Source organism: Akkermansia sp. UBA7090 (genome assembly GCF_002493465.1).
Classification (GTDB): Bacteria; Verrucomicrobiota; Verrucomicrobiia; order Verrucomicrobiales; family Akkermansiaceae; genus Akkermansia; species Akkermansia muciniphila_A.
Map to the genome: position 1 here is coordinate 1 of NZ_DKYW01000024.1, position 12,162 is coordinate 12,162.

Annotated in this window: 11 protein-coding genes and 1 tRNA gene; 9 read left to right on the forward strand and 3 right to left on the reverse strand. The window is 53.2% G+C overall.

Annotated elements, in window-relative coordinates:
• Positions 1–121 precede the first annotated feature (121 nt).
• From B3075_RS08275 to B3075_RS08295, 5 genes are all read left to right on the forward strand, one after another.
• Positions 122–1,549: an SEL1-like repeat protein gene (locus B3075_RS08275; RefSeq protein ID WP_290488330.1), complete on the forward strand. Its 1,428-nt coding sequence runs from the start codon at positions 122–124 to the stop codon at positions 1,547–1,549.
• Between the two features lie 66 nt (positions 1,550–1,615).
• On the forward strand, positions 1,616–1,906 hold the full coding sequence (locus B3075_RS08280; protein ID WP_290488331.1) for a Sec-independent protein translocase subunit TatA/TatB: 291 nt from the start codon (positions 1,616–1,618) through the stop codon (positions 1,904–1,906).
• 400 nt (positions 1,907–2,306) lie between these two features.
• Entirely contained in the window at positions 2,307–3,713 is a 1,407-nt protein-coding gene (locus B3075_RS08285; protein ID WP_290488332.1) for an MBL fold metallo-hydrolase RNA specificity domain-containing protein, read from the forward strand.
• Between the two features lie 167 nt (positions 3,714–3,880).
• Positions 3,881–4,240 (forward strand): arsenate reductase family protein, encoded by a 360-nt coding sequence (locus B3075_RS08290; RefSeq protein ID WP_094136622.1) that lies wholly within the window; start codon positions 3,881–3,883, stop codon positions 4,238–4,240.
• A gap of 8 nt (positions 4,241–4,248) precedes the next feature.
• Positions 4,249–5,022: an ion transporter gene (locus tag B3075_RS08295; RefSeq protein ID WP_290488333.1), complete on the forward strand. Its 774-nt coding sequence runs from the start codon at positions 4,249–4,251 to the stop codon at positions 5,020–5,022.
• A gap of 102 nt (positions 5,023–5,124) precedes the next feature.
• On the opposite strand, the gene glgP is transcribed toward B3075_RS08295, so the two are convergent.
• On the reverse strand, positions 5,125–6,789 hold the full coding sequence (glgP, locus tag B3075_RS08300) for an alpha-glucan family phosphorylase (RefSeq protein ID WP_094136620.1): 1,665 nt from the start codon (positions 6,787–6,789) through the stop codon (positions 5,125–5,127).
• Positions 6,790–7,049: 260 nt separating this feature from the next.
• Between glgP and tdh the strand changes: the two genes are divergently transcribed.
• A complete protein-coding gene (gene tdh, locus B3075_RS08305) occupies positions 7,050–8,087 on the forward strand; it encodes an L-threonine 3-dehydrogenase (protein WP_094136618.1) in 1,038 nt (345 codons plus the stop codon).
• Positions 8,088–8,195: 108 nt separating this feature from the next.
• Here the strand turns inward: tdh and def are convergent, their stop codons facing one another.
• Entirely contained in the window at positions 8,196–8,840 is a 645-nt protein-coding gene (gene def / locus B3075_RS08310; RefSeq protein ID WP_290488335.1) for a peptide deformylase, read from the reverse strand.
• A gap of 213 nt (positions 8,841–9,053) precedes the next feature.
• On the opposite strand from def, the gene B3075_RS08315 reads away from it, so the two are divergent.
• Together B3075_RS08315 and B3075_RS08320 are read left to right on the forward strand one after the other, a co-directional pair.
• Complete coding sequence (locus B3075_RS08315) at positions 9,054–10,310, forward strand: hypothetical protein (RefSeq protein WP_290488336.1); 1,257 nt, start codon at positions 9,054–9,056, stop codon at positions 10,308–10,310.
• A gap of 59 nt (positions 10,311–10,369) precedes the next feature.
• Entirely contained in the window at positions 10,370–11,155 is a 786-nt protein-coding gene (locus B3075_RS08320; protein WP_290488337.1) for an SDR family oxidoreductase, read from the forward strand.
• Between the two features lie 175 nt (positions 11,156–11,330).
• Here B3075_RS08320 and B3075_RS08325 read toward each other — a convergent pair whose 3' ends face one another.
• Positions 11,331–11,828, reverse strand: coding sequence for a hypothetical protein (locus B3075_RS08325; protein ID WP_022197832.1), 498 nt, complete (start codon positions 11,826–11,828; stop codon positions 11,331–11,333).
• A gap of 194 nt (positions 11,829–12,022) precedes the next feature.
• On the opposite strand from B3075_RS08325, the gene B3075_RS08330 reads away from it, so the two are divergent.
• Positions 12,023–12,097, forward strand: a tRNA-Thr gene (locus tag B3075_RS08330).
• The last annotated feature ends 65 nt before the right edge of the window (positions 12,098–12,162 follow it).

Genomic DNA, 12,162 nt, shown 5'->3' on the forward strand with positions numbered 1-12,162 from the left:
CCGCCGCGAAGGAGGTTTTCAGCGCCGTGAAGGCGGTTTTCGTAAACCGGGCTTTGGAGGCAGGTCTTCCGGCAGTTTTTCCCGCGGAAACAGAGGCCATTAATGAATGACTTGTTCCGGTATGAAGAAACATTGCAAAAGGTGGCTTTTTGCCGGATTGTGGGGACTGTCTCTTGTTCAGTGTCCACTTCTTGCTTCTCAGGATATTTCCTCTCCGACGCCTGCCGGGGAGGAAAATTTTGAGGTTTACCTGTCCGGTCTCCGCGAAAAAGCTCTGCATGGGGATCCAGCTGCCGCCCGGGAGCTGGCTGTGCATTATGACGTGGAGGGTAATGCGTCGGAAACATCCAAATGGATGTCCGAGTATGTTTCCCTGGCGGAGAAAGAGGCCAATAACGGAGATGTGGATTCCATGCTGGCCTTGGGCAAGCTGTTTTATGCAGGCAGCCGCCTGTACCCAAAAAATCTGGAAAAGGCCCGGTACTGGTTTACCCGCGCAGCTGACAACGGTAATGCCGCGGCACAGTACCAGGCGGCTGTAATGACTTCCCAGGGAGCAGGAGGGCCGAAGGATGAGGCAACGGCAGCCCGTTATTATAAAAAATCTCTCCAGACGTGGAAGAAGGAGGCTGATGACGGCGACTCCAAGGCAGCGTTATGGGCTGCTCTTGTTTATGAACGAAAGCTGGTTCCGGATAGTTCTCCGGAAAAATCAGTCCCATATCTTCTTCAGGCAGCGGAAAGCGGCAATCTGACGGCACAAGGACTTCTGGCATTTAAGTACCGGGATGGGCTGGGAGTGCCGCAGAATGCGTCCAGGGCCGTGGAATGGTTTGAAAAGGCGGCCTCCCGTAAAGATTTGGGAGCCGTGATGGAACTGGGCATGATGTTCCGGGACGGCAAGTATTTGCCCCCTGACCGGGAAAAGGCCCTTTACTGGTTTGAAAAAGGGGCGGAATGGAAGGATCCGTACAGCATGGCTGCCCTGGCGGATATGCTGCTGGAGAGAGCTCCTTCCGCAGAACAGGCGGCCCGGGCCCTGGCTCTGTATCGTGAAGCTGCCGCCACCGGGTATTTCCCTGCGGCCCTAAAGGCCGCGGAGCTGCTCCAGAACGGAAAGGGCGGGGAACTGGATGCGGACGAAGCCTACAGGCTGCTGCGGCGTGTGGCTGACGCTACAGGGGATCCCAAGGCCATGTATATGCTGGCTCAGGTATATTATACACGGGGTGACGAGGTTCAGGGAGATTCCCTGATGAAAGCATCCGCCCAGGCGGCCTATCTGCCGGCCATGAACCGCATGGCGCGGCTCCATCTTCTGCCGGACAGTTCACTGCCCTGGAATCCTCTTTTATCCTATTATTATTGGAACCAGGCTGGAGAAATGGGGGATGAAAAGGCGGCTTCCGCCGCTTTTTGGCTGTTGTGGGGCGGCTCAGGCATCTTTTTATTGGCGGTATTGATTATTGTTTGGCGTTTCCAGCGTTTCGCCGCCAGAAGGCTTGCGGAACAGCAGAAACAGGAACAGCGGGCCTCTGATGACGCATGAAGCGTATTATGAGGTATCCGGCATGAAAAAAATCTGTTAAAAATACTGTAGTACTCCATGATGAACATGTTAGCTATTTTTGGACTGGGAACACCGGAAATTATCGCCATTCTGGTGATTGTCTTCCTTTTGTTCGGCGCTAAGAAACTTCCGGAATTTGCCCGCGGACTGGGCAAGAGCCTAGGAGAATTCAAGAAGGCCAAATCTGAATTTGAGGAAGAACTGTTAAAGACGGAGAAGGAAACGATGAGTGATGTCTCCGCCTCCAAAATGGGGGTCCGGCCTTCTCCCGAGCTTTCCCGGCCCATTGATGTGGAGGTGGAGAAGACGACGGACTCCAAACCGGAAGGCAAGTAAGTTGTTGCAGTTTGACGGCAATATAAGAACAGGGCGGGAATCTCCTGTCCTGTTTATTTCGGTTGAAAGGTTTTATTAAAATGGAGCGGGCCTTTTTTTGCCAACCGCTTTGTTCAGGAGGCGGGAGCAATTAGAACGGAAGTTTTTTAATAGCCTGCAGGTTTTATTTTCCGGCAGGATAGGGGCGGGAAAGAAGAGAAATTGAACGTTCACAGGAATACTGTGCAGAGTGGGGAGCTGTTCAGTTTATCGCGGTTCTTTCTTCAGGGCCTGGAAAAAAGAAAAGACATGGTTTTTTTACGGCGGATGTTTCTCGTCTTTCAAAGGGTATATTGAAGAATGCAGGGCTTCAAGTATTGATTTCTTGCGTTGTCCGTTGGCTTGTTGTACACATGTACTAATGAAGATTCATTTTTGCGGAGCGGCGGGAACGACGACGGGATCCCAGCATTTGCTGGAGGTGAACGGATGCCGGATTCTTCTGGATTGCGGCATGTACCAGGGTCGGCGTGAGGAGGCATGGCATATCAATAAGGATTTCCCCTATTTTTCTCCGGCGGAGGTGGACGCAGTGGTTCTTTCCCACGCTCATATTGATCATTCCGGCAATCTTCCCAATTTAGTGAAGCAAGGTTTTCAGGGAAATATCTACAGTACATTTGCAACCAGAGATCTCTGCCAGCTCATGCTGGCGGACGCCGCCCGCATTCAGGAGCATGACTGCGCATTCATCAATAAGATGAACAAGCGCCGCGGTGTTCATCAGCCAGACGTTTATCCTACTTATTCCGAACAGGATGCGGAGCGGTGCATGCGCCAGTTCGTGAATATCGGATATGACCGGCCCATTCCCGTTGTTCCGGGGGTGACGCTCACGTTTTATGATGCGGGCCATATTCTGGGCGCTGCACAGGTGTGTCTGGATATTGAGGACAGGGAAGACGGGCGGAAAAAGCGTTTCCTGTTTTCCGGGGATGTGGGGAGGGGAGATAACGAATTACTGCGCGATCCCGTTCCGGTTCCGGATGTGGATATTTTGCTGATGGAGAGCACTTACGGCGGCCGTTTCCATGAGGCTCCCTCCCGTGATGACGAGACGTTCTGCCGGGATATCAAGGAGGCTCTGGAACTGGGCGGCCGCGTTTATATTCCGGCTTTTGCGGTGGAGCGCACCCAGCAGTTGCTTTATCTGCTGAACAGGGCCTACCATGAAGGCACTCTGCCCTTGCTGCCTGTATATGTGGACAGCCCCATGGCAGTAGGCGCGACGGAGATTTTCCGCATTCATCCGGAGTGTTTCAATAAGGAGGTGTACGATTTCCTGTTCCGGGAGAAGGATCCGTTTTGTTTCGAACAGTTGCGTTTGATCCGTTCCGTGGGCGAGTCCCAGGAGTTGAATAAAATGAACGGGCAGGCTATCATTATTTCCGCTTCAGGAATGTGTGAGGCTGGGCGCATTCTTCACCACTTGGCTAATAACATCGGCGATCCGAAAAATACGGTTCTTTTTGTAGGCTATTGTGCTGAACATACGCTGGGCCGCAAGATTATGGATGGGTGGAAAGAGGTTCCCATCCTGGGTAAACAATATCCTGTCCGGGCCAGAATACGGGAGATGGATTCCTTTTCCGGCCATGCGGACCATGGAGAACTGCTGGAGTATTTTGACAGGACCGGGGGGCCCAAGAAAAATATCATTCTGGTGCATGGGGAGAAGAAGGCTACCCAGGCTTTGGCGGAGGCGCTCAGGGGGCGTCAGAGCAATCCCGTTTCTATCGCACAGTTGGGAAGCGCCATGGTGCTTTAATGTGCCGGAATACAGAATTGTTGCAGTATCCGCACGGTGGTCCGGGCTCTCTTTCCCAGGTTTTGTGTTCAACGGCGGATACGGCCTAGTATTCCAATCAAGTCATGACGCCGGGATGGCTGCTCTGGCCGCTTGACCCGGTGTGTTTACGGGGCTAGCGTGCAGGTATGTCTTCATTATTTATTGAATATCCCAAATGCACGACCTGCCAGAAAGCAAAAAAGTGGCTTGATGACCAGGGAATTTCTTATGAGGATCGCCACATTGTGGAACAGAACCCCACGGCAGAAGAACTGCGGAGGTGGATTGAAGAGAGCGGGTTGCCAGCCAGGAAATTTTTTAATACCAGTGGACTGCTTTACAAGAGCATGAAGCTGAAAGACAAGCTTGCCGGCATGAGCCTGGATGAGCAGATAGCCCTGTTGGCTTCCAACGGCATGCTGGTTAAACGCCCCATTTTTATTGCCAACGGAAAGATATGCGTCGGTTTCAAGGCTGACGAGTGGAAGGCCGTTCATCATTCCTGATTCCCGCCATGCCGCTGATTACCCGCACCAAGCCGGGCTCTGCCAATTTCGGCCCCTGGGAGAACATCGTCAGGGTTCTGATTCTGGTATGGTTCATGCTGTACACGTTGAATGCCATCCCGGATATTCATCCTCTGGTTGGCCGTATTGCGGTCAAGGTGAATTACTGGATCAGTTATTTCTTCATGTTTGAGTATATCCTGAGGGTGCTGTGCGCCAAGCCCCGGAAGGCTTATATTTTCAGCGGCATGGGGATTCTGGATTTTATTGTCTGCGTGCCGTTTCTGGCCATGTTTTTCGGGACGGACTGGCAGATTCTTTATTCCCTGCGGATTGTCCGCATACTGGCTATTTTCAAGTTGGCCCGGTTTAATGAAACCGCCGCCAGTTTCAAAAAAGCTTTTTACCTGATCCGGGATGAATTTTTTCTGTTCTTCTCCGTGATCCTGTTCATGCTGTACGTCACTTCCCTGGGAATCTATATTGCGGAACACGATGCCCAGCCCGAGAAATTCCGTTCCTTTTTTGACGCTCTCTGGTTTGCCGTGGAAACTTTAAGCACGGTTGGATATGGAGACCTGGTGCCTATTACTCCCATGGGGCGTATTTTTACCGGGGTAATTATGTTTATTGCCGTGTCCATCATTGCTATTTCCACAGGGCTGATCACGTCTGCTTTTTCCCGCGTATGGCAGCAGGAGAATGTTTTTGCGCACCGCCATAAAAGGGACGCAGACAAGGTGGCGTCTGAGGCCGGAGGGGAGGAAGAAGTTCCCAAATAGGCTTGTTCCGCTTCCCGTGGATTGTTGACAACGGTTTCAAAAAGAGCGGCCGCCTTTCCTGAAGAAAGGCGGCCGTTGCATAAGGGAAAGCAAGGTTGTATCCTAGCTGTTGTACATTTCCGTGTAGTACTGATCCGCCATGCGGTCGGAGTCGAATTCGGGATAGATGTCTGTCATCGCATTGAAAACGATGTCCATCCACTTGTCGTTGTGATCGTAGTAGAGGGGAAGAATCTTGTCGTCCAGAATGTTGTAGAAGTTGTCGCGGTCGGAGCGGTCGCGGGCTTCCGGGGAGAGATGGGCGGGAGCTTCCGGAATGACGAAGCAGTTTTTCCCATCCTTGGCGAATTCACAGATCCAGCCGTCATTGGTGGAGACGGAGATGGAGCCGTTCATGGCGGCGGACATGCCGGAGGTTCCGGAGGCTTCCCGGGTTACCACGGGGTTGTTGAGCCATACGTCGGAACCGTTTTTCAGGTAGCGGCTCAAGCCCAGTTCATAGCCGGTGAGCACGGCGGAACGGGGGTATTTGGCCGTCATGTCGTTCAGGCGGTTAAAGATTTCAATAGCGCCATGATCCATCGGGTAGGGTTTGCCGGCCCAGATGAACTGCACCGGATAATTGGTGCGCTGGAGCATGCGTTCGAACATCGTGGGATTGCCGGTGACCAGGTCCGGACGCTTGTAGGCCGCAAAACGGCGCGCCCATACGATAGTGAGGCAGTTCGGGTCAAAAACGCGGCCCGTTTGTTCACCCACCATGCGGAAGAGGGCTTTTTTCAGGGCCCGCTTGCGGCGGATGAACGCTTCCTTGTTGCGGGCCTGGAAGGCTTCCGCCAGTTCCGGGTCCTGCCAGTATTTCTGGTTCTGGGCATTCGTGATATGGATGATGGGGCATATGCCCTCATAGTCCTTCCACATCTGACGGGACACTTCTCCATGGAGTTTGGAGACGCCGTTGGCGATGTGGGAGAGGCGTAAGGCGGCCAGCGTGTAGTTGAACGTATTGTCCGTCATGCCTACGGCGGCGCGCACCTGTTCCATGGAGAGCCCGTCGAAGAAGGAGAACGTATTCATGGTGTTTACGTCCATCTTTTCGTTGCCGGCTTCTTCCGGGGTATGAGTGGTGAAAACGAAACGCTTGCGCACTTCTTCCACGCTGCCGGTCTTGGCAAGCACGTGGAAGGCGGCAGCCAGGCCGTGGGCTTCGTTTAAATGGTAGATTTCCGGTTCAACGCCCAGTTCGTCAAAAAGGCGGGCGCCTCCCTTGCCCAGCAGCACGTACTGGGCGATGCGGGTGAACCCGTTGGCGTCGTACAGGCGGCGGGAGATGTTGCGGCTTTCCTCGTCATTTTCCTCCAGGTCCGTGGAAAGGAAGAACATGGGCGCGGTGCCGAATGTTTCCGGATTCAGGAAGTAGGCTTTTACCCAGACGGGCGCTCCGCAGACATGAATGAGGAATTTGATGTTGTGATCTTCCAGGAACGGGTAGTTTTTACGCATGTATTGCGTAGCCATGGACCCGTCTTCCGCACGGATCTGGTTATAGTAGCCGTAGCTCCACAGAATACCGACGCCTACGAGGTTCTGACGCAGGTCATGCGCGCTGCGCATATGGGAGCCGGACAGGTAGCCCAGACCGCCGGAATAGATTTTAAATGAATTATCAATGGCGTATTCCATGGAGAAGTACGCAACGCTTTTCCCATATTTGGGGTCTATTTCATACGGGTGCTCGAAAATGGTGGGTAAAAATGATTTCGCCATGGTTCTGTAAATAGAGTAAAGTGTTCAAAAGGAGAACTCGCACGCCTTGGTATCATGATTCTTTCCCGTTGGAAAGGGCAAATTGCGTGTGTTTTTGAATTGTCGATTGAACAGGAACGTCTTTCCGGCGTTTGCCGTCCGCAGTTGCTCCGAGGCGTTTTCCTGAGAAGGGAAGGAGAGGCGGGAGCCTCCGTTCCCTGGGCTTTTCGGCGTTCCGAAATGAATTTTGAGCTTGCCGCCGCAGGGGAAAAAGAGCATGAATGGGGGGCATGAAAGCTCTTGTAAAAACGCAGGCTGGCCCCGGTTTGGAATTGATGGATGTTCCTATGCCGGAAGTCGGCCCGAATGATGTTCTGATTAAAATTCATAAAACAGCCATTTGCGGCACGGACCTTCATATTTGGAATTGGGATAAATGGGCCCAGCAGACTATTCCGGTGGGGATGCATGTGGGCCATGAGTTTTGCGGCGTGATTGAGTCCGTAGGCTCTTCCGTGACGGAATACAAGCCCGGGGAGATTGTTTCCGGTGAGGGGCACATTGTCTGCGGCCATTGCCGCAGCTGCCGTTCAGGGCAGAAGCACTTGTGTCCCAACACAAAGGGAGTGGGGGTCAACAGGCCCGGCTGTTTTGCGGAGTACCTTTCCATTCCGCAGGATAACGTGGTGCGCATCCACAAGAGTATTCCGATGGAAATCGCCTCTATCTTCGACCCGCTGGGCAACGCCGTCCATACGGCTTTGTCCTGGGACCTGGTAGGCGAGGACGTCCTGATTACAGGGGCCGGGGTGATCGGCTGCATGGCCGCCGCCGTTTGCAAGAAGGCCGGAGCCAAGACGGTGGTCATTACGGATATCAATGATTTCCGCCTGGGCCTTGCCAAAACGCTGGGTGCGGATCGGACCGTGAACGTGACCCGTGAAAAGCTGGAAGACGTGATGAAGGAACTGGAAATGACGGAGGGTTTTGACGTGTGCCTGGAAATGAGCGGAGCTCCGTCCTGCCTGAAGGACATCATCGACAATTCCCGCAACGGAGCCAACATTTCCCTGCTGGGAATTCAACCCGACGGTTCCAGCATCGAATGGAATAAATTCATTTGGAAAGGGCTGAAGATGAAAGGAATTTATGGCCGTGAAATCTTTGAAACGTGGCATAAGATGGATTCCATGATCCGCAGCGGCCTGGATATAGCGCCCATCATCACGCACCGTCTGCCCTATACGGAATTCCGGGAAGGGTTTGAAGCCATGAATTCGGGAAAATCCGGCAAGGTTGTTCTGGACTGGATTGTTTGATTCCCTTTTTTCTTTCCATGTGATTGTGGATGCCCCGGTTTTCCTTCAGGAAACCGGGGCATTTTTTAGGGAACAGGGATAAAGGGGGATAGGGGTGTTGTTGAAACGTCAGGCTGTTTTTCCGGGAGGATGCGGCATCCGGGCTTCCCGGGCATGGGCGCGGCGTTCTTCTTTCATGCGGCGTGCATAGCTGTCGTCGTCTTCTTCAAAAGCGTCCGGATGAGTCAATCTGAGCCTTCGTATTACCTTGTCATGGTCGCCGGGGGAAACCAGGTCCGTAAACAGGCCTCCGTGAAGGTGGTCTACCTCGTGCTGCAGGCAGCGCGCCAGCAGTCCGTTGCATTTCACAGTCACAGTCCGTCCGTCCATCATGGTTAAAATTGCCCGTACGCAGGAACGGCGCATTACGTCCGCATATACTTTGGTGATGCTCAGGCACCCTTCCCGGTACGGCACTTTTTTGCCGAAGGGATGCAGGATGGGATTGATGAAATTCAAGGGCATGATTTGGGACAAAGCAGCGGGGCGTCCGTCCACTTCCAGCCAGGTAGTGGTTGCATCTGTGGAGGGGATGTTGATGGTGACCATCTGAATGGGCCGGCCTACCTGCGGCGCGGCCAGGCCTATGCCTCCCTGGGCCAGGGTTTCCTGCATATCGTCCAGGAAGGAAAGGATATCTCTGTTGATATGAACCACGGGCCCGCATTCCTCTCTCAAAAGAGGATGTCCGTATTGAAGAATATCAAGAATCACGGCTGACAGGATGATATGGATAAAAAAGTGTGACATCCCGAATCAGAAAAGTGTTCACCATATTAAATAAATATTTCTTCCTGTCGAAGGAACGGGAATGTTTTTCCCGGATGAAATGAAAAGACCTTGAACTTTGATGACGCTTTTTTACGGTAGCTTCGGCGCCGCGGTGCGGGCCGGAGTTTCATTCTTCTTCTTCAATGCTGCTTTCTTATGAAGTTTAGCTCCTGTTTTTCTCTGTTCCTGAATTTGCCGTTGATGGGAGGCGCGCTCCCGCTGGCGCTGTGTTTGTGTTCCTGCGGAGATAAGGGAAAAGATGCCAGGTCTGCGGAAGCAGGGGCTTCTGAAGAGCTTTCCCCGGTGGAATCTTATGAAGAGCTGCTTTCCCTGCGACTGAAGGAAGTGGAACAGATGACGGATCTGGTTATTTCCATCCAGGACCGTGCCGCAGGAGAGGCCCTGATGGATGAACTTGGACGCCTGACGGAGAAATTTAAATTTTACGATATGAATTGCGGGCGCCTGATGGCTCTGAATCCGCGCGTGCATGAAGAATCGCGTAAAATGCATCCCGCCTTTCATTCCATTCTCCGGGAACGCGTGGACAAGGCCCGCGACCGGATGATGTCGGGAATACTGAAGCTCCATGAATTCAGGTATTATGATTCCGATGTCATCAGGAATGATCTGGAAAAGTGCGGTCTCAGTCTGACGGACGAACGGGTGGCCCTGTATTTGAATAACAAGATAAAGCCGTTTCTGAAAGCTTATCTGGAACAGTATTCCTCCATGGTGGACATGCTGGAGGGGATTGACAATAAAGTTGCCGCGGAAGCCTATGCCGTATCTGTAGCCCTTCAGGGCCGAATGGTCAGGGAACAGATGAACAACATTGCCAGAATGGAGAAGAAGTATGGTGACTGGATTCCCGGTTTTGAACGGCATTTCCATGAGGGGCTGGAAAAGATGAGAAAGCAGGCGGAGGATGAGCGCAAACGCGCTTTCCGGGCGCTCCTGAAGCTGACGACGGCCAGGATGTATGGTTCCCCTTCCATGCAAAAGGCTGTGGCGGGGCTTAAAATAGAGCAGCCCAGGCTGATCGATTTTCAGGAGTTCTGGGCCGACCCTGTCGTGACCATGGAGGAGTTCTGCCTGTGCCTGGAGAGAGTTGACTTTCTTCTTCGCGGCATCAAGGATGCCGGAACGGCTGACCGGTGCGCCATGGAGTTGGTGGAAGTGGTGGCCAAGTTGAAAAGGCTGCGCTATGTTGTTGATGATTTTCAGAAATCCGGACGTATGAATCTGGTGAAAACCAGGGACATGGAGCGTATCAGCCGCCGTGCGGAGGAAGCGGAAATGGCCGTTTCCAGCACCATAGCCCGTCTTATTGCGGAGACGGACGTAGTAACCCGTTCTCCTCTTCTTTTCAGGGCCATGGGACTTTACCGCGATGTAATGTACGCGCATTGAGTGCCGTATGCGCGGAAAGCGATGATTGACTTTCTTGGGCGGGATATGACAATCAGCCTATGAAGGATGTTGATTTTTCCGGCAGTACCGTGGTGGTGACGGGAGGAGCCTGCGGCATTGGCCGCGCCATTGCGGAAGCCTGCGCTGCGGCGGGAGCCCGGGTGGCGGTTTTGGATGTGAAGCATGAGGAAACGGCCTCCCTGCTGGAGGAACTGCCGGGAGAGGGGCATCTTTGCGTGACGGGCAACGCGGGCGTGGAAGAGGACGTGCGGTCTTTTGCGGAAAAGGTGTTGGAATGCTTTGGGCATGTGGATGTGCTGGTAAATAATGCGTGCATCACGCGTCGCGGCATTCTGTCCGGCTGTTCCTTTGAGGAATTCAATGAAGTTTTGCGCGTGGGAGTTTCCGCTCCCTATCTGCTAAGCTCTTTATTTCGCGACCATTTTTCCCGCGGCGCTTCCATCGTGAATATTGCTTCCACCCGCGCATCCATGTCCCAGAAGGATACGGAAAGCTATAGCGCGGCCAAGGGCGCCCTCACTTCTTTAACTCATGCTCTCGCCATGAGCCTCGCCCCTTTCGGCGTTCGTGTGAACAGCATCAGTCCTGGCTGGATTGACACGGGGGCTTTCGGCGCCCTGTCTCCGGAAGACGGTTTTCAGCACCCTTCCGGACGCGTCGGTTCGCCGGAAGATATCGTGAAGGCCGTTTTCTTTCTCTGCAGCTCCGGCTTTGTCAATGCGGAGAATCTGGTCATTGACGGCGGCATGTCCCGTATGATGGTGTACCACGGGGATGAGGGGTGGTCATTTCATCCGGAACAGACGGACAGCGCCTCCTCCTGATGGGCTTGCGCTTCCGGCATGCTTTCCATTACAGCTGTTTCAAACAGGTTCCGCGCGTTCCTACGCTTATTTCTCCAGGAGCCCGGAGAACAGCGGCAGGTAGGCCGTTTGCCTCCATAAAAAAGGGCCGTCTCCGGGACGGAGCGGCCCTGTTATGCCTCGGAGGAGAATAACGTCAGCGAATCGTGACGCGGGGGTCGTTCGCCAGAACTTCGGCCAGTTCATCCCAGCCGTCTTCCGTCTGGAGCTGGAACATCTGGAGGTATACGGACGCTACGCCGGCAGGGTATTTTTCAAACAGTTCGTCCACAGCTTTGGCGAGTTTGTCCTTGTCCAGCGTTTCCGGCAGTTCATTGACAATGCCGTTGCCGTCATGGGGGATGCCCAGGGTATTCAGGAACGTAATCAGCATGTCCTGGTGTTTGCGCAACAGCCAGACCTGAAGCAGATGGTCACCGATTTCATTGCTGGGTTTCCACGACAGCATTTTCTTGATGAAGGAAAATTGTTCCTGAAGAGGTTTGCGCTGGATAAATTCGGGGCGCAGTTTTTTCAGGGCTCCAAGTTCACGCACGGCGGCGCGGTAAATGGCGCGTTCCTGGTTGCGCATCCAGTCCAGAATGTTGCTGATTGTTTCTTCGTCCGCCTGCTGGAAAATGTAATATGCCTTCATGATAAGTAGGGAAAGAAAAGCTCTTTGAGGACATGAACTCCACCATGTTTCCCGCGCCTATGCAAGCTCTTCTACTGTCACCTGCCGCTCTTGGCTTCTATTCCGCATTCAAGGAGTAAAAAAACGGTCTTATTGCAAAAAAGACTTGCTAAAAGGGGGCTCTTATGATTACTTGCTCGTGCGCTTCTCGCGATGCCACTGTAGCTCAGGGGTAGAGCAACGCATTCGTAATGCGTGGGTCGTCGGTTCAATTCCGACCAGTGGCTCCATCTTCATGGGTGGTGCTTGTCGCGGGGAATCACCGGATACATGCCTCGTTAGCTCAGTTGGTAGA